We start from the raw sequence: 18,309 nt of genomic DNA on the forward strand, positions 1-18,309 counted from the left end.
CCGGGAAAAAGGTCCGTAGCAGTTCCCAATCCTCATCGACCACAGTGCCGGGTTCCATACCCTACGTTCGTAGGGTCAGGCTGAGAGGTTGGTCTCAAAACAAGTTAGCGCTTATGGGGGTTTACCCCCTGGGTAACCGTAAAATCACGATCGAGCCTATACGGTCTAATGGGTGTAATACCATTTCGACGGCCATGGAGGTAAAATTTTGTCTTCCTTCCCAGGCGCTGCCGGCGTTACACCTATTTGACTGTATACACGGGCGAGGCCAAACGGGCCGGTAGGCGGTTTGATGGCCTGAAGGGCCAAAGGAACATAGCCCAGGGTTTACCCTGGGAAAGCGTTTCTCCACTCGACCCAGCCCTCCTAAGGCGTGACGCCTTAGGAGGGCTCGATCGTGATTTGACGGTTACCCAGGGTAAACCTCGGCCTATGTTCCAGCGCCCCTTCGGGGCTGAAATCCGGTCGAAATGTTACCGAGATACTCGTCTAAATGGTATCATCCATCGGGCAGCGTCTCGCGTAGCTTGCGACCAAGACCGGCCCGGCCGGGTTGCTGGCCCCGGGTACGATGAACGCTTGCGCTTGGCCCGCCACCGCCTAAAAGGGTCACTCGGCGGGTTTGCTCGCTCTTGCGACCGAAGCGTCGCTGCTGGAGTTCAGCCACTTCGGCCCGCAAGAGCCGATTCTGGGCTTTTGAAGCGCGGCCTGTTGCTGCTGGAACGTCCTTGCGGCCTTGCCGCCCGATTGCGTGGTGGTCCCCATGCCCGGGGCACTACCCTGGCGGCTGACCCGCGGCGTCTCCCGCAGAAATGGGCCTCAAGTCGCCTTTTTTTCCGACGCGTTCACCCAATATTTACCCGGCTCCTTTTGGGAACGGTTTTCATAACTTCTTCACTCCGAGCAGTTTGTTACTGCGTTCATGGCGCGTTTCAAATGTATGACAATCTCCGATTCCTCCGGCGTATGATTGTCCTTGCAAGCAGCTCAAACGCCTACTACATTCGGGGTCGTTTAAGCCGTGGCACAACCCCCCGGACGTGCGATTGCGAAAGTGCCACAGGTGTGCCGTCTCGAAGTACCCGCCAAAGTTATTTTTGGAATGTAACGTTGCTGACTGAGAAAGAGAGAGCGCGATGCCTATATATGAGTATCGGTGTGATCAACATGGCGTGTTCGAGATAACTCGCCCGCTCGGTACGGCACAGAGGTCGGCCACATGTTCGGTGTGCGGCAGCGAGGCGAGGCGAGTGTTCTCGGCGCCGATGATCAGGAGCGGGTCACGTGCTACCTTGCTTGCTGCAATGGATCACGCGGAGAAGAGTCGCCATGAACCGGGCGTGGTGACCTCCCTGCCTTCGACCGGCAAACGCAGGCGGACGCCTGTGCTCCCGCTGACCCCCGCGCTCAGCCGCCTCCCGAGGCCATGATGATGACTACTGACTTCGCGATCGCGATTCGAAGTCGTCCGGATTGGCCTCTGCGTTATTTACTTCTAGCGGCAAAAACGAGGGGCCCTTGGTGTCAGTCGCGGGTGAGATCACTCGTTCGAACTGGCGCTTCACCGTCGCGAATAGGTTCTCGGCATCCGCTAGAGTCATGGATTGCGAGGTGCGCTTAAGATCGCTAGATCGCTGATACACGGTCTGCCTTTCCGAGGACGCGTGTCTGAATTTTCCCATTTGTAAGCAACCTGAACACCTAACGAACGAAAGAGACGTCTTGATATGCCGAAGAATCTGTTTCCGTTGGATAACACTAAGAAGTTCACCGACCAGAAAATTGTTGGGCACAATCGATGGCACCCAGACATTCCTGCGGCGGTAAACATCAAACCCGGCGAAGTCTTCCGCGCGGATATCCGCGAGTGGTTCGATGGAGCCATTCACAACGATGAATCGGCAGATGACGTTCGGCATGCCCCGCTTCCAGGGGTGCACGTCCTCAGTGGGCCGTTCTACGTCGAGGGCGCCGAACCTGGCGACCTGCTGATCGTCGACATCCTCGAGATCGACGCCTGCGATCAAGAGGACGAAGGGCCCTTTTCGGGCATGGGCTGGGGCTATACCGGCGTGTTTGCCACGAAGAACGGCGGCGGCTTCCTCACGGAGCGGTTCCCCGATGCCTACAAGGTGATCTGGGACTTCAAGGGCGACGTCGCCACCTCGCGTCACATTCCGGAAGTCTCTTACGCGGGCATCCATCACCCGGGTCTGATGGGTACCGCACCGTCGGCCGAACTGCTCGCAAAGTGGACGAAGCGCGAAACCGACCTGATTGCGACCGACCCCCATCGTGTGCCGCCGCTGGCTCTGCCCCCGCTCCCTGACAGCGCCATTCTGGGATCTCTCAAGGGCGCCGAGTTCGATCGGGTCGCTCGCGAGGCAGCCCGGACGGCTCCGCCTCGTGAAAACGGCGGAAACCAGGACATCAAGAACCTAACCGCGGGAAGCCGGGTCTTCTATCCTGTCTTTGTTCCTGGGGCGAAGTTGTCGTTTGGTGACCTGCACTTCTCCCAGGGCGATGGCGAGATTACGTTCTGCGGCGCAATTGAGATGGGCGGGTTCATGGACCTGCACGTCGATCTCATCAAGGGTGGCATGGCCACGTATGGCGTTGGTGAGAATGCGATCTTCATGCCCGGCATCCGCGATCCGCACTACTCGGAGTGGCTTGCATTCTCGGGTGTCTCGGTAGACCTCGCCGGCAAGCAGCACTATCTGGACTCGCAATTGGCTTACGCGCGCGCCTGCCACCACGCCATCGATTATCTCATGAAATTCGGCTACACGGACATCCAGGCGTACATGATCCTGGGGTCAGCGCCGGTCGAGGGACGGTTCTCCGGTGTGGTTGACATCCCGAACTCGTGTGCGACGATCTACATCCCTAGGGCGATCTTCGACTTCGACGTCCGCCCGTCTGCGAGCGGGAAGCCCCACCAGGTGAAGCAAGGCGTTCCAGTGCCGAAGTCATCGAACTAAGGAGAACGCTCTGTGTTAGCAGGACTGGCCTTATTTTATGTGGGCGCCGTGTTGTGTCTAAACGGTCTCTGGTTGCTTGGCCGGATTGGTGATAAGGAGATCGCGGTCATCGACATTTTCGTTGGCGGAATCACGTTGCTGGTAGCTCTTAATCTCGCATTCGGTCCGGGTGCTGACTTGGCATCGATCAAGGCGGGTGCGCTTTTGCTTCTGTTCACATTCACCTACTTCTGGGTTGCATGGAATCGGTACAACGGCGCTGATGGTCGCGGATTAGGCTGGTTCTGCTTATTCGTGGCCGTCACCACGGTTCCGGTGTGCCTTCAGACGCTGCAAGGCGCGACGACGACCTGGGGCGTCTGGTTAGGCCTATGTTGGGCTGCGTGGGGGGTTTTGTGGTTCCTGTTTTTCGTTCTTCTCGTGATGCAGAAACCAATTGCCAAGCTTGCCGGGATCGTCGCGGTTATCGAGGGGATTCTTACCGGCTGGCTTCCGGGCTTCTTGCTGCTCAACGGCCTTCTCAAATAGGACGCTCGGTTTCATTTTCCGCCGATGTGTTTAAAGTGTGGCCGATCCGAGAGCCCATCGATCGGTTTCGGCCCGCACAACTCAATGCGCGCCCATCGACTTGCGGCGGCGCATTGTGGCTGGGTTAATTCCTGGCGCCCGTTGCGGAGTGCTGTTGCTGTTTTCAGGCAAAGAACACCCGGATCTCGCAGCCACGTCGTCCCAGGGGAGGAGGTTGGCCGCGGCTTGTTACGTAACCGATCGAATTTGAACGCGATTGATCGCCCGGCAAGGTGAGCGTGCTGGCCAAGTCGTGTTGTAAGGGTTCGTGCGCATGAAACCTACGAGAACCCGCATATTTAAAGGGTTTTTCTCATCCGTATGCGCATGAACTTTTCGCTCGCCCGCACCTTGGGTGGCAGGCGTCGCGCCGGGAGAGAGCCTGATGGGCTTGGCAATGTATATTATCGATCGATGTACCAACATTTTCCGTTTCCGGCCTGCCGGATCGAGCAGGTCACCTGTCTACCCTTCCCATGATCCTATCTGTTCAACCTCAATAGCATCCCTTCGGGGCTGGATCACCTGGTTTCAGGAGAACTTTCACGCCCTCCTTGTTCTTCACCACCTCGAGTGCTTTATCCCACTCGACGATGGTATAGCGATGGGTAATCAGCCGTTTGGCATCCACCTTTCGTTCCGCGAGCAATTTCAGAGCGCGGGGCCACGCCGAAGGCACGCTGGCGTTTGTGCCGGTGACTACCAGCTCCTTATAACAAACGGCATCCTGATCAAACGCAATCGGTTTGCCGTATAACCCCATCTGGCAAAAGCGGCCGCCCCGGCGCGCCAGGCTGGTCAACGTCCCGGCGGCCGGGGCAGCACCCGAGCATTCAACCACGAGGTCAGCGCCTTCCGAATGGAGAATATCCGCCGCCGCTTGCGCAACGTCATCAACTCGTTGCGCGTTAATAATGCCATCGGCGCCCAAGGCCTCGGCCATGTTGAGCCGTTCTGAATCCTGGTCGGTGCCGATCACAAGCACGGTCGCTCCCGCCCCTTTAGCCAGCTGCAAGGCCAGTAATCCAATGGGTCCGGGGCCCGTGATCGCCACGGTGTCGCCGGCCCGCACCTGGGCGGTTTCGATGACCCCGTGAACCGTGCACGCCAACGGCTCAGTCATGGCGGCACTCTCCAGATCAAGTTCGTCGGGAACGCGATGCAGGTTAGACGCCGGCGTTACCAGGTAAGGGGCAAAGGCACCGTCCTGCTTTGAGCCGATGGATCGCCGTTTTACGCACAGATTTCTTCGGCCGCAACGGCAATGGAGGCATTTGCCGCAGGTGTAAAAGTAAGTCTCCGTGGTCACCCGATCTCCTACATTCCACCCGGAGACATTGCGTCCCAACTCGACGATTTCGCCGGCCAGTTCATGGCCGATCGTAACCGGCGGGTAAGTTTCAAATTCGTCAAGGTAGATATGCAGGTCGGTACCGCATATTCCCGCAGAGTTAACCGCAATAACGACCTGATCCGCGTCGGGCCGCGGCTCCTCTATTTGCCGGACCTTAACGTTGCCGATCCCGCGTTCCAGTTTTCGTACCGCTAACATACAGAACTCTTCCCGCCCCGAGGTGCCGTCTGACCCCGCTCCGTATGCGGCCTGCGCCCGGCACCGAAGCGGCAACTGCAGCAAAGGTCGCCCGAAGCCTGTACCAGTTCGTGCGATTCACGGGTGAAATCAAGCCCCTGAATGCGGCATACGCTCGATCCGGAGGTGCAGGTAAGAAAGGGGGGCAACTCGCAACTCAAAGCAGACGGATGGCGCCTCCTTCCTCGTCGCTCGCGGGTGTGCCCTGGCCCGAGCCCGGCGCGGGGAAACTTTGGCCGGCATCATCGATCACCAAAACAAAATCGACGTTCTCGCCAAGGCATGGCGGGCTGACTTCCACGCGGGGGCGCCGGTCGAAAACGCCCAGGTCGACGTGGGTGCCGTTCCGGGGGTTAAACCACCAAAAATGCAACTGGTTGCCGTTCAGGGCGTCCGTACAGACGAGGTACTTCCGGGAACTGGCGCTGTAGACCATCGCGTAGCGCCCGCTTTCGTCCCGGGTAGCGCCTACACGCTTTGTGCCTGTCCCCGGAACGGCGTTCGGCACCGAAGATGGGACCACTAACTCCGGGTCGGGGATGCGGCTCAGGAACGGGCGGCTTTCAAGAAGGGCACGCGCGTGGCGCACCTGCCATGCGCCGGGGCTGTCCAGGGCCTCCCGCCAGTACCCCAGCGGCCGGTTGACGCCCTCGCCGCGTTCGGGAGCGTGGAACTGCCAGATGGTATGATGGCCGTAGGTGTGCCCGAACGCCCCCGCAAACAGGTCCAGGTACAAGAAACGCCGGACATCGTGCGCGTTGGAATAGCCCTGATTGGCCGCGTCGAACCCAATCGGATGGTCCTCGTACAACGGTTCGCCATCCAGAACCGGCTTGACGGGTTCCCGCGCGTAATCATCGGCAATTCTCTGCCAGGTCCTGGTGCGATCCCCGTGGCCGTTCTGACGCATGTTGAAGTCCAGGAGCGGATCGGCATTAGGAAAGGCGTGCGCAGAGGTAGACACCACGTCGTCACCCCCGCGGGGATGAAACGTGACGAGGTGCGCTCCGCCGTCTCCCGCGCGCAAGCCTTCCCCCAGGGAGCGCCAGATGGCGCGCTTTTCTTCGTCGTCGACGAGGCGGTCGCCACCGAGGATCCAGACCAGGCCTGCATGACGGTACCGTCTGCCCAGGGTCTCGCCATAAGTCCGGGCGTTTCGCGGCGTAAAAATCCGGGGACCGTCCCCATGAGTTTTTCCCACTTTATCGCCCCAGGTCGGCAACATTCCGACAACCAAGCCAAGCGCGTTTGCCTGGGCGACTATCCAGTCGACGTGGCGGAAATACGCATCGTTCGGCTGGGCCGGATCGTCCCCGATCAGGGCAGAGTCGCCGTACGCATTAGGGTGACGAACGCCTTCGAATTCCGCCAGGACGACGGCCTGGATGAGGGTAAACCCTTGCCCGGCCCTTTTATTCAAATAGACAGCCGCCTCTTCGCGCGTAAGGCGGTGGAACAGTTCCCAAGCCGTATCGGCAAACCAGGCGAAAGGTGATCCGTCCGCGCGGACCAGAAAACGCCGGTTCCCGCTAACCCTCAGGGGCGGGCTGTCCGGTTCCTGCCGGGTGGTTGGGCGTGATGGCTCATCCGGCATGGGTAAGGAGGGAGTCGGCACCGTCGAAGCGGATTTTCAGGTCCGGACCGGGCAAACGCGGCGACCACACTCGAATGCCGGTTTTCGGTGCCGGAGCGTGGAATAAGCCTGTTTTATGCTTTGCGGTGCCACCGGGCCAGTTTGGCAAAGAAATCCTCCATGATAAACCTCTGGTCCACGGCACGGTAAACGCGGATCGGGCGGTTACCGCCGGTGTGCGCGTAATTCATTTCCGCGTTGAACTCCGGCGCGGCCCGCCACTCGAACCACCCGCACTCCGGGTACATCATCACGCCGACTGCGGGCGAATCCCCGAGAGAGCGGTGTTCGATCGGGTCGCCGCGATGGTGCCGGTTATTCCAATCGACGAGTTGTTCGACCAGGTATTTACCAAGTTCTCCCTTGTCGTAAACTCTTTCTACCAGTTCCGCGTAACTGACCGCCATCCGTTTATAGATCGTGCTGGGGATCTGCCAGACCTCCACCTTCGACCGGAACACGACGTTGGCGGCGTTGACATCATTCGACAGGTTAAACTCCCACCCCCCCACCGGCCAATCCTCGCCGCCGATCCAGACGACGCGCACGTTGCGCTCGGCGATGGCGGGTTCCTCAAGGAGGGCCGAAGCCATGTCGGTCAGCGGTCCCAGAAAAGCGACGTGAAGCGGGCGCGGGTCATCTTTCAACGCCTCGCCGATGATCAAAGCTGACCCTTCAGAAGGCACAGCGGTTTTTTCGTCCGGAAGGGCGCCCGGGGCCCCGGGGTGGATCGGAATACGGCCCGCCAGGTTCATCAGGTCGAGTAATTTCAGCACTTCCTCGTGGCTGGCCTGCAGGCTGCCCGGTCCCCGCCGGTCGCCGAAGTGGGCGGGGATGATGCCGTGCAGGTCAAAAAGCGGCGTCAAGATGGCGTGCACGATCGCGTACTGATCGTCGGCCTCGTTCTTGGCGTCGGTGTTAAGGATGACCCGGACTTTTTTGGAGGGGTCAGGGGTAAAGAGGGGGTCCATAATTTTTTGCAACTGCCGAGGCGGAAGGGAGATGGGTCGCTAAAGGTTCGTCTATGTTTACTTGACTGCCCCGCCCATGCCGCTGACGAAGTAGCGTTGGAAGAAGAGAAACACCAGGACTACCGGGACCACCGCGATCAGCACCGCCGCGGCAAGCTGGTCATACTGGGTGGAAAACTGGGTACTGAACTGCACCAGACCCAGCGGTAGGGTCCGCATTTCGTCGGAACGCAAAAAGATCTGGGCCAGGATGAATTCGTTCCAGGTTGCAACCCCGTCCAGGATGCAGAGCGAGACCACCGCGGGAATCGCCAATGGCAAAGCGATCCGGTAAAAGATGCGAAACCAGGATGCGCCGTCCAATCGTGCCGCCTCGATGAGCGCGGTTGGGATCGTGCGGAAAAATCCTCGTAGTACCAACACGCCGAAGGGAACGCCGAAGCCGATGTAGAGGAACGTCAAACCCGTTAACGTATCGATAAGGTTAAGGGCGTTCATCAGCAACGTCAGGGGTACGAGCGTCATCTGGATGGGCACGATCAAGCCGATGAGGATGTAGGTGAACACCCGGTCCGCCCACTTGAAGTGCATGTGGGTGAGTGCAAAAGCGGCCAAAGATTCGATGAGGATACCGGCAGGAACCTTGATGCTGGTAACGATAACGCTGTTCCAGAAATAGTTCTTCACGCCGGTGTCCCAGGCTTCGCTGAAGTTCGACCACCGGATCGCCTTCGGGAGCGAGAACGCCCCGTTGACGGCGAAGTCGCCCGCATCTTTAAGCGCCGTAAGAATGAGCGTGATGACCGGCGTGAACCAGAGCAGTGCCGCCAGACCGAGCGCGACGTAAAAGAGGGTTACCTTACCCGTTCTCGGCAGCAGGTAAGCGGGTTTATGAAGCGATTGGCTCATGTTTTTCGCGTCATCAATCGGAGGTAAGGGATGGCAAAGATCAGCGTCAGCGAAAAAAGCACGACGGCGATGGCGGTTCCCTGCCCTACGGTGTTGTAGTTGTAGGTCAGGAAATACATCCACGTACTGAGCAACTGGGTCCGGTTGGCCGGTCCGCCGTTGGTCATCGCGTAGACGATGTCATAAGCCTTGAGGGCGTTGATGGCCGTGATCGCCAGCACGATCAGCGTGGTTTCACGCAGGAGCGGGAACGTCACGTGCACAAAGCGCCGGATCGGACCCGCCCCTTCAACCTTGGCGGCTTCCAACAATTCCACCGGTACGGTTTGCAGGCCGGCCAGGAACAAGAGCATAGGCAGGCCGACCGCATTCCAGGTCGCGGCGATGATGACCGGGTAAAGCGCAAGGTTCGGGTCCGATAGCCAATTGCGTTCGAACGCCTTTAAGCCCACGCCTCTGAGCGCCTGATTAAGCAGGCCAAGGTCAGGGTGATAGATCCAGGTCCAGATCAAGCCGACGACAGCCAGGGACAACACCGCCGGGAAATAAAAGATGCTGCGGAACACCGCGCTGCCCCGGAATTTAAGGTTCAGCAGCAGCGCGAGGCCCAGGCCGATACTGGTAGGTAAGAGCAACGCAGCTGCCAGCCAGACGGCGTTGTTTTTGAGAGCAATCCAAAACACGTCATTCTGAGTGAACAAAGCGACATAATTGTCCGACCCGACGAAGACCTTGGTGGGCGAGATGCCGTCCCAACGAAAGAGGCTCAGGTAAGCCGAGTAAAGCATGGGATAAACGACCACCACCGAGTAGATGATCAGGGCCGGCGCAAGAAACCACCAGGGCAGGAACCGCTGATAATCATCGCGCGGCTTTGGCGGTTTCGTGGTTTTAAGAGAAGCCGGCTGAGCCGCCGGCGGCTTTTGTAAGGTGGCCATCTTGCGACGCCTTTGAATGTTCAGGATAGTAGAAGAAGAAGAAAGTCAGGTGTTGAACTTGCGGCTTTGCCTGGCCGGGATCGTCCACGGGGAGAGGACGACGCCTGCAGGCTCATTGATTGCGCCGGGGCAACCCGCCGAGCCGGGATGCCCCGTCGACCTTGTGGCCGTTTGACTTACCCGGCTTTGTGCGCGGACTTGTACGCCTCGACGGCCTTTTGAATTTGAGCGGCTGCGGCTTCGGGCGTGATGGTACCGAGCACAACGGAATCCTGGGCCTGGAAAAACGCGTTCACGATTTCCTGCGGCACCGCCTGGTCGGTCGGCAGGTAAAGCTGCACCTCGCCTTGGAGCCACTTGGCCATCTGCGAGGTGATCGGGTGGTCTTCAGACGGTAAAACGCCGGTTACCGCGCTCGGCGCGCCGAACTCGCTGATGTGTCGCTGGGCGATCTCCGGCGTGGTGATGAAGGAGGCGAACAGGAGCGCAGCTTTTTGCGCGTCGCCCTTGGACTTGGACCAGAACTGGATCTGTTCCTGGAACCCGGAAATCCTCACCGGTTTCTGATCGGAAGGGGCGATGATCGGCACATAGTTTTTCGGATCCTGATGCGACCTGATGACGTTCTGGTCTTCGATCCAGGGGCCCTGGAAGATCATGGCGGCGCGGTCCTGGAAGAGAAGGGGCAATGCCTGATCGGGATCCAGGGAAATGAAGCCGTCGTTAAAATAACCTTTGCCGACCCATTCTTTCAGCTTGGCAAACGCCTGAATGACAGCTGGAGAATTGTACGATTCTTCCAGCGCGAACAGCTTATCGTGGGTGGCCGGTCCCGCATAATGTTCGATAAAGAAATCCGTGGTCCGCATCGTCATCCAACTGAACTTGCCGCCGCATGCAATCGGCGTGATCCCCTTGGATTTGAGCGTCTGACAAACCTGCTCCAATTCTTCGAAGGTTTTCGGCGCCGACAGCCCGTATTTATCGAACAGACTTTTCTTGTAGAAGATCGTCATGGGACGCACCCAGACGGGCACGCCGTAGAGTTTACCGTTATGGCGCGCCAATTCGAGCGCCGCGGGCACGATGTGTTTGTCTACCCCGTACGCCGCCATCAACTCCGGGGTTAGTTCAAGGGCGTGGCCTCCCTCTTCATAGGGCGATGCCAGGCTGCCGCCCCAGTTGAACCAGGCATCGGACAATTTGCCTGCCGCAGAAGCAACGCGAACCGCCTGTTTGATTTCGTCGGTGCTGTACTTGGTCCATTTAACTTTGAGATTCGGGTAAGTCTTCTGAAAGTCGTCGATCATCACCTGCCACGGCTGAGAGGCGATGCCCCAGAAGGAGAAGATGACGTTACCGGAAGGGACCGGCCCTTGGACGGAATTTTGGGCCATGCCGGCCGATGCGGCCCAGGTTACGGCGGCAAGCATGGCCGCGGGGAAGAGGGAACGAAGGAATCCGGGTTTCATGATTAGCGGGGATTTGAGATCCGCACTTATAGCGGCATCATGGGTTCCGGAATAGAAATCTTTGATCTTTCTTTAGTACAAAATGACCCCAAGTCACGCTTTCGCGCGTTCTGCCGGGAACGGGTTGCCTGCCGGATCAGAGGAAATTTGTCTTTATTTCGGTGAACCGGCGGTCGGAAGATGCGATTCTGGCAAGGCGCTTCCCCCCCCTGAGCGACGCATCCGTCGGGCGCAAGGCCGAAGGCTTGGCGCCCGGCTTTGCCGGACACGATCTCGCTTCGTTAAAATGCATTCAAGGAACAAATCATCCGCCTCGCCAGTTTTGTTTGAGGTGGCCGATGGGCTCCCGTTCGAACTGCACCGGATCAAATTCGATACGACTGGCCGCTACGACGAGCCACTCGATCGCGAATTTCCCTTCGTCATCAGGCTTTTCCACTTTCGCCACCGGGACCGGACCCCAGGCATGACCTGGCACGAACGCCTGGAGATCTTTCTTCCGCTGGACGGGACGGTGAAAATGCGGATGGGCAACCGTCAAGCCGACGTCGGGCCCGGGGAAATCCTGATCGTCGAAAATCTTAAGCTGCACATGACGGTAGACTACCCCGGGTTCGACACGCGGGTGATCGTCGTCAGTTTCCTACCGGAGTTTGTCTACACCCTCGGCTCACCTTCGCACGATTACTTCTTCCTTCTGCCATTTTATTTTGGCCCGTCCGACCGGCCGCACGTGGTTGAGGCAGGTTCACCGTTTCTGCCCGGCATGCAGGAAGCCATGGCACGCCTGGTTCGCTGCTATTTTGAGCGAGCCACCTATTTCCAGGCGGGTTGCAGGGCCTACCTGCTGCAGCTCCTTTACCTGTTAGCCCAACAATTTCACTCCGCCGACTACTTGCGGTCCGAATTCATCCGGCAGCAGGAGCGTGCCGCAAAGCTCCGGCCCGTTTTCGAACTCATTTCAACCTCGTATGCTCAGCCGACTACCCTGCGCCAGGCGGCCGCGCTGGCCAAAATGAGCCAGCCGCAGTTTATGAAGCTGTTCAAAAAGGTTGCCGGGATGACCTTTGTCAGTTACGTGACCCACGTACGCCTGTCGCACGCCTTGAGGTTGCTGAAGGAGAGTGGGCTGACCATCGCCGAAGTGGCCAACGAGGTCGGGTTTTGTGATCAGAGCTATTTCGATCGACGCTTCAAGGCCGCTTTCGGCCAGACACCCCGGGCGTTTCGAGCCAAGGGACGTTAGGGGATCAAAGGGCTTCGCGAAAACTTCCGCAGCCCTTACGCGCCCAAGGATCGAAAATGCGGGCTGGCTTTGACCCGCCGCTTGATGGCCCGGTGATCCTGTTCCACCCGATTGGTTGAGGCAACGCCCGCTGCGGCGCCGGCAGTTTTCGTCCAAAACACCGCCGGTTCCGAGTTGCGCAACGGCCGGTGGGTAAGCGCCGTGCCCGTCGGTGTGGATCACCCGCGGCACCGGAGGGTTCTGACGACCCAACGCTTTGGCCAGGAACGGCTTCAGCCTGGCGGGAGCCAAGGACCGCGCGGAATGGCTGGCTAACGAGCGGGTGCCGATTATGATCGGAGGGTAGCCATGAGCGTTGGAACCGCCACCGAGCAGCGGCCCTTTGCCGAGCAGCACGCCTTGAACCGCGCGATCTGGGATCGGATCGTCGACGACCCGAAATGGGATGACGTCCCCGAAAAGATCGAGACCGATCGCGACGGCAACCTGATCATGAGCCCGCCGCCGGCAACCCGCCACCGCATCCGCCAGCAGCGCATCAGCGGCCTGTTGAACCAACTTTTGCCGGAGGGAGTCTCCTTCACCGAAGGGGCCGTTTCGACTGGTCAAGGCGCCAAGGTCGCCGATGTGGTCTGGTACCCGGCCGGTCGCGGCCAGCAAGTCGAGGATAATGATCTCTCCTTGCCGGACTTCTCGCCCGACATCTGCGTTGAGGTTCAATCGCCGAGGGAGAAGCGGGGTGAGATGGAAAAGAAGGCGGCCGCTTATTTCGGGGTCGGCGTCCGGGAGGTCTGGCTCTGCGACCGCAAAGGCCGGATGAGCTTTTACGGTCCGCAAAGGCAGCTGGAACGCTCCGCTCTCTGCCCTGAGTTTCCGAGCGAGATCCCGGCCAAAATCCTCCGTTAACACCCCGGCTTCCCCCGTGGGAAACCGCGGAGGGCCAGGGGGCAAAATGGTCTGCAACTGAAGCCGCCAAGAAACTCCGGCCGGCCGGTCCTCGCCACGCCGTTTTGTTCGTCGTGTTTTCAACCGGCCGAAAACCGTCCTCAGGCACGCACCGATGACCACTGCAATCTTCTGCCGAAATACCGAGTTCCCACAAAAGGCGCCCCTGCGGCGAAACGGACTTTACCTGAAGCCATGCGCCATCTCGTGAATCCGGTCGATACATTCTGCAACCATTGCCTTTTTGCCGAGCGGTGCTGTCACACATCACCTCCAAAAAGGTCTAAACAGGTATGAACGCACTAAAGTCCGGCAGTGAAACCCGTCAGGACGGGACCTATCCCTTTGACGTGGAGACCTCGGAGACGAGCGAAAACGTGGACGAGGCGCTCGTCTCCCGGGCACAGCGCGGCGATAAGGACGCCCTCGAGCAACTGATCCGCCGGCATCAACCCTGGGTTTTCAATGTGGCCCTCCGGATGCTCTGGCACCGCGACGCGGCTGAAGACGCGACGCAGGAAATTCTCATCAAAGTGGTCACCAAATTGAGTACCTACCGGCATCAAAGCAGGTTCCGCACCTGGCTTTACCGCGTTGCGGTCAATCACCTGCTCACGGTGCGCAAGTCCGAACTGGAACGCCAAACGACGACCTTCACCGAAATGGGGCGAGGCCTCGACGAGACGCCCGATCTCGAGTTGCCGGATCCCAGGGCGATCCCGGTCGACTTACCGCTGCTGGTGGAAGAGGCGCGCAACGGCTGCATGATCGCCATGCTCTTGTGCCTGGACCGGCGCCAGCGCCTCGCTTTCATCCTTGGGGAAATCTGCGGGGTGACCAGCCTCATCGGTGCGGAAATTATGGAGGTGTCGCCGGAAAACTTCCGACAACTGCTCACCCGGGCGCGGCATGACCTTTATCAGTTCATGAACGAGAAGTGCGGTTTGGTAAACCTGGCCAACCCCTGCCGGTGCGCAAAAAAGACCCGCGCATTCATGGAAGCCGGGTACATCGACCCGCACCAACTCCAGTTCACCGCACACCGGTTGGCTCAGGTGCGTGACGTCGCTCCGCACCGCCTGGATGAACTCGAGGCGCTCGATCGTCAACACGCCGCGTTGTTCCGCGACCATCGATTCCTTAAGCCTAAGGACTTCGCCTCCGAGTTGCGGAAACTCATCACCCGCTCGGGTGTCGCGGCGGACGTCGATGCCCGCCCTGACTAACTCTCCCTGAAGAACCGCCCTACAAACGAAGGTTGCCGCGCCAAAACGCGGTTTTCGAAGCCGCACTCGACGCCCATGAATCTAAACCGACTTGACCCTTGTTCCATATCCATAATCGCCACCAGATTTTACGACGCCCCCGCTGCTTGCCCGTCGCAGTCAACGGACGTGCCGCCCCGTTCCGCGGCAACGTCGATCGTTTTAGCCGAGTTGAGTCGCCAGGAAATAGATTTGCGCATGGCTCGAAAACGCCGGTGGGAAAAAGCCCGCCGGACCTTTTCAGCCCCTTTCCGCTGGCTGACTTTCACCCGCCCCGGAGAGCTGTCGGTCGTCTTTACGGTCTCCGGACCTCTCGTTTATCGATCGGCTGACGCTTGCGGCGCAGAGTGTCGAGCTTCCCGCTCAACTCCGCCCCCTGTGCGCGAAGGAGTTTGGTTCATCGCAAATCGTCTTAAAGAATGATGAGATCCTTCTAGGCGGCCGGACCTCGCCGTGCGTAGTTTGCCGCTGTTACCCCATGGACCCCTTACGCGTCGCCGTTTTCGGCTGTGGCTTCTGGAGCCGCTTTCAAATTCCTGCCTGGCTTGAGCTGCCCGGTACAGAGTGCGTGGCCGTTTGTGATCTGAATCTTGATCAAGCTAACGCCGTGGCGGACCGGTTCGGCGTGCCGAAACGGTTTCAAAACCCGGAACAGCTTTTGCAGGAGGTCCGGCCTGACGTCGTGGATGTAATCACCAGTCCGGCCACCCACCGCGACCTGGTCGAACTCGCCGTCCGGTACCGGATTCCGGTGATTTGCCAAAAGCCGATGGCCAATGACCTTGAAACCGCACAGGCAATGGTACAGCTCTGCCGCACCGCCGGGGTACCCTTTTTCATTCATGAAAACTGGCGCTGGCAGCGCCCGCTTCGTGAAGTAAAGAAAATCCTGGACGAAGGCCGCATCGGAATACCGTTTCGAGCCCGGATCGATTTCAATTCAAGTTTTCCGGTATTCGAGAACCAGCCGTTTCTGCGTGAGTTAGAACAATTCATCTTGTCGGACGTCGGTACCCACATTCTCGACGTGGCGCGCTTTCTGTTCGGCGAGGCCGAACGGCTGACGTGCCAGACGCACCGCGTTAACGAAACGATCCGGGGCGAAGATGTGGCTACCGTGCTGATGCAGATGAAGAACGGCATGACGGTTAGCTGCACGCTGAGCTATGCCAGCCGCCTGGAATTTGAGCGGTTCCCGGAGACCTTTCTGCTGATTGAAGGCAGTCGCGGTTCCATTGAACTCGCCCCGGATTTCTGGGTCCGGGTCACCGACCAGGAAGGCACAAATGCAAGGCGTCACCCGTCGCCGGTTTACTCCTGGGCGGATCCTAACTACGCCTTGATTCATGCCAGCATCGTGGAGTGCCACCGAAATCTGGTCGGCGGCTTGCGCGGGGGTGCGCCCGCCGAGACCACCGGCGCCGATAATTTACGCACCCTGCAACTCGTGTTCGGGGCGTACGAGAGCGCGCGCCTCAACCAGACTTTGACCATCCAACCACAATGAATATCACCCTTTTAGGAGCCGGGGGAAAGATGGGCGGTCGTATCACCGCCAATCTCCATCACCTATCCCAGTACAAAATTGACTACGTCGAGGCCAGTGAGGAACGACGCCGGCAAATGGCGGAGGCCGGCACCGAAACGACGCCGATGGAAGAGGCCCTCGGGCGGACGGAAGTCGTGATTTTGGCCGTGCCCGACCGGCTCATCGGCAAGATTACGCATGACATTGTGCCGAAGCTGAAACCAGGAACCATCGTCGTTGGCCTGGACCCTGCAGCGGCGTACGCCGGCGTCATGCCCTGCCGGGACGACATCACTTATTTTATCGCGCACCCGTGCCACCCGCCCTTGTTTTCAGATACGGAGCCTGCGTCTGCAAAGAGCGATTGGTTCGGGGGCCAAAGCACGCTGGCCCAGAGCGTCGTTTGCGCGCTGCACCAGGGGCCCGAAGCGCATTATACCGTCGGGGAACAACTCGCGGCTGCCATGTTCGCGCCCATCCTGCGGATCCACCGGGTCACGGTCGAACAGATGGCGATTCTGGAACCGGCGGTGGTCGAGTCGACGATGGCGACCTGCATCGCCGCAATGCGCGAGGCCATGAATCGGGCCGTTGCCCTCGGCGTGCCGGAGCAAGCGGCCCGGGATTTCTGCCTGGGTCACATCCGTACGTTAACGGCCGTGGCCTTTGGATTTGCCGGCTTTCCCATTTCCGACGGCGCCATGAAAGCCATCGAGCAGAACCGGCCCCGGATTTTCCGTGACGACTGGCTGGAAGCGGTCATCAGCCTGCCGGCGATCCGGGAAAGCGTGCGCGACATCTGCGCGGCCTGATCGATTGATCATCCGGACACGAGACTGGGATACCTGGCAAAGTAGGCGAGGGCAAGCGACCGGCTGGTGAAACGGGCGCCGCACGAGCCGTCCTTAAGGGAACGTTGCCTCCAAGGGCGCATATTGATTACCTGGTACCGCCCGGTTTATTCTGACTCTGTCTTCAGGGCAGAATCGCTCAGGCGCCCGGCAGCGAAGTTTCGCCGTGGAAGGATTATCTACCCGCCGGGGCGGCATGGACCGGCTTTGGATCGGTTTCGCGGTCGTCGACTGTTCGTATCAACCAATCGGAACTCTACTCTCATTTCGGTGCCATGAGCGAAGTGACGCCGTTCAGTTCTTTGGGGTCCAAATCACCGGATCTGCCGGAAAGGGTTTGGTGGTACCAGCCGAGGACGTGCAGGTCGATATCACTCATTGCTCGGTTCAACTCCCCTACTCCCGCCTCATCGTAGAAGAAGCGCCTGTCTACCCTGGCGACGCCAAACTTACCCCGGAACAAGAGCGTGACATTTACCTCCACTACGACGTGCAAGTCACCTCCTACCCGCGCCTGGAGGCCGGCGGTCAACGGGTCTGAGAAGATTGCGTATTGTGGCTTGTCTTTGGCGGACCGGTCGATCTTCGGGATGGTACCCGAAGCGGCCTGAAGGCGGGGCGACGCCTCAGGCTGCCGCCACCGTTGCACACCCGGCGGGCCTGCCGGATCTGTCCTAGGGCTGCGCGGGTTGCTGATCCCGCTTCGGTGCGAGCTCGGCGGCCTGTTCGAGTGCCACCAGGAGGCTGCGCTCATCGGCTCGGCCGGTACCGGCAATATCGAATGCCGTACCGTGATCAACTGAGGTCCGGACGACGGGCAGCCCAACGGTAATGTTCACCCCCGCCTCAATGCCGAGCACCTTGATCGGGCCATGTCCCTGATCGTGGTACATCGCGACCACAATGTCGAAATCTCCACGACCCGCGCGGAAGAACAGGGTATCGGCCGGCAGCGGTCCCTGCACGTCCCAGCCTCGCCCCTGGCAGGCGCGTACCGCCGGCTCGATTTTTGATTCTTCCTCCCCGTGCCCGAACAGGCCATGCTCGCCCGCGTGCGGGTTGATACCGCAGACGCCGATCCGCGGGCGCGCAATGCCGGCGCGAGTCAAGACGTCGTGCGCCCGCGCGATGGTGCGCTCGACCAGCCCGGGCTCGATCTTGGCGATGGCATCGATCAGCCCGATGTGGGTGGTCACGTGAATGACTTTCAGCTTCGGCGTTGAAAGCATCATCGAGACCTCCGGCGTTCCGGTGAGGTGGGCCAGCATTTCGGTGTGCCCGGGAAACCGGTGACCGCCCGCGTGCAGGGCCTCTTTGTTGAGCGGTGCCGTGCAGATGGCATCGATTTGGCCGGCCTGGGCCAACTCGACGGCGCGGGCCAGGTACTGGTAGGCGGCGTCGCCGCAGAT

At 59.7% G+C, this 18,309-nt stretch carries 16 protein-coding genes; 8 read left to right on the forward strand and 8 right to left on the reverse strand.

Translation table 11 applies throughout. From position 1 onward, the window contains the following. Window positions 1-1,136: 1,136 nt before the first annotated feature. The 3 genes from JO015_15910 to JO015_15920 all read left to right on the forward strand — a co-directional run bounded on the left by JO015_15910 (window position 1,137) and on the right by JO015_15920 (window position 3,512). Entirely contained in the window at window positions 1,137-1,430 is a 294-nt protein-coding gene (locus tag JO015_15910; GenBank protein ID MBW0000583.1) for a zinc ribbon domain-containing protein, read from the forward strand. Window positions 1,431-1,727: 297 nt separating this feature from the next. Then, window positions 1,728-2,984 carry an acetamidase/formamidase family protein gene (locus tag JO015_15915; GenBank protein ID MBW0000584.1) on the forward strand — a complete coding sequence of 419 codons (1,257 nt, stop codon included), beginning with the start codon at window positions 1,728-1,730 and terminating at the stop codon, window positions 2,982-2,984. A 12-nt stretch (window positions 2,985-2,996) separates the two neighbouring features. Next, window positions 2,997-3,512 (forward strand): AmiS/UreI family transporter, encoded by a 516-nt coding sequence (locus JO015_15920; GenBank protein ID MBW0000585.1) that lies wholly within the window; start codon window positions 2,997-2,999, stop codon window positions 3,510-3,512. A 535-nt stretch (window positions 3,513-4,047) separates the two neighbouring features. Here JO015_15920 and JO015_15925 read toward each other — a convergent pair. The 6 genes from JO015_15925 to JO015_15950 form a co-directional block, all read right to left on the reverse strand. After that, window positions 4,048-5,103, reverse strand: a complete 1,056-nt coding sequence (locus JO015_15925; GenBank protein ID MBW0000586.1) for a zinc-binding dehydrogenase — start codon at window positions 5,101-5,103, stop codon at window positions 4,048-4,050. Window positions 5,104-5,299: 196 nt separating this feature from the next. After that, entirely contained in the window at window positions 5,300-6,736 is a 1,437-nt protein-coding gene (locus tag JO015_15930; GenBank protein MBW0000587.1) for a DUF4038 domain-containing protein, read from the reverse strand. A gap of 113 nt (window positions 6,737-6,849) precedes the next feature. Next, entirely contained in the window at window positions 6,850-7,746 is an 897-nt protein-coding gene (locus JO015_15935) for a nucleoside hydrolase (GenBank protein MBW0000588.1), read from the reverse strand. 57 nt (window positions 7,747-7,803) lie between these two features. Next, a complete protein-coding gene (locus JO015_15940) occupies window positions 7,804-8,655 on the reverse strand; it encodes a carbohydrate ABC transporter permease (GenBank protein ID MBW0000589.1) in 852 nt (283 codons plus the stop codon). Continuing rightward, on the reverse strand, window positions 8,652-9,593 hold the full coding sequence (locus JO015_15945; protein MBW0000590.1) for a sugar ABC transporter permease: 942 nt from the start codon (window positions 9,591-9,593) through the stop codon (window positions 8,652-8,654). The genes JO015_15940 and JO015_15945 overlap by 4 nt, the downstream gene beginning before the upstream one ends. 176 nt (window positions 9,594-9,769) lie before the next feature. Next, complete coding sequence (locus tag JO015_15950) at window positions 9,770-11,065, reverse strand: extracellular solute-binding protein (protein MBW0000591.1); 1,296 nt, start codon at window positions 11,063-11,065, stop codon at window positions 9,770-9,772. A gap of 286 nt (window positions 11,066-11,351) precedes the next feature. Between JO015_15950 and JO015_15955 the strand changes: the two genes are divergently transcribed. The 5 genes from JO015_15955 (at window position 11,352) to JO015_15975 (ending at window position 16,861) form a co-directional block, all read left to right on the forward strand. After that, entirely contained in the window at window positions 11,352-12,311 is a 960-nt protein-coding gene (locus tag JO015_15955) for a helix-turn-helix transcriptional regulator (protein MBW0000592.1), read from the forward strand. A 348-nt stretch (window positions 12,312-12,659) separates the two neighbouring features. Further along, window positions 12,660-13,217, forward strand: a complete 558-nt coding sequence (locus JO015_15960) for a Uma2 family endonuclease (protein ID MBW0000593.1) — start codon at window positions 12,660-12,662, stop codon at window positions 13,215-13,217. 332 nt (window positions 13,218-13,549) lie between these two features. Then, window positions 13,550-14,482 (forward strand): RNA polymerase sigma factor, encoded by a 933-nt coding sequence (locus JO015_15965; protein MBW0000594.1) that lies wholly within the window; start codon window positions 13,550-13,552, stop codon window positions 14,480-14,482. A gap of 517 nt (window positions 14,483-14,999) precedes the next feature. After that, complete coding sequence (locus JO015_15970) at window positions 15,000-16,028, forward strand: Gfo/Idh/MocA family oxidoreductase (protein ID MBW0000595.1); 1,029 nt, start codon at window positions 15,000-15,002, stop codon at window positions 16,026-16,028. After that, complete coding sequence (locus tag JO015_15975; protein MBW0000596.1) at window positions 16,025-16,861, forward strand: NAD(P)-binding domain-containing protein; 837 nt, start codon at window positions 16,025-16,027, stop codon at window positions 16,859-16,861. The genes JO015_15970 and JO015_15975 overlap by 4 nt, the downstream gene beginning before the upstream one ends. A gap of 301 nt (window positions 16,862-17,162) precedes the next feature. On the opposite strand, the gene JO015_15980 is transcribed toward JO015_15975, so the two are convergent. Together JO015_15980 and pdxA are read right to left on the reverse strand one after the other, a co-directional pair. After that, window positions 17,163-17,549, reverse strand: a complete 387-nt coding sequence (locus tag JO015_15980) for a hypothetical protein (GenBank protein MBW0000597.1) — start codon at window positions 17,547-17,549, stop codon at window positions 17,163-17,165. A gap of 25 nt (window positions 17,550-17,574) precedes the next feature. After that, window positions 17,575-18,309, reverse strand: a 735-nt coding sequence (gene pdxA / locus JO015_15985; GenBank protein MBW0000598.1) for a 4-hydroxythreonine-4-phosphate dehydrogenase PdxA, incomplete at its 5' end; no start/stop codon positions are given.

Source organism: Verrucomicrobiota bacterium (genome assembly GCA_019247695.1).
Lineage (GTDB): Bacteria > Verrucomicrobiota > Verrucomicrobiia > Chthoniobacterales > JAFAMB01 > JAFBAP01.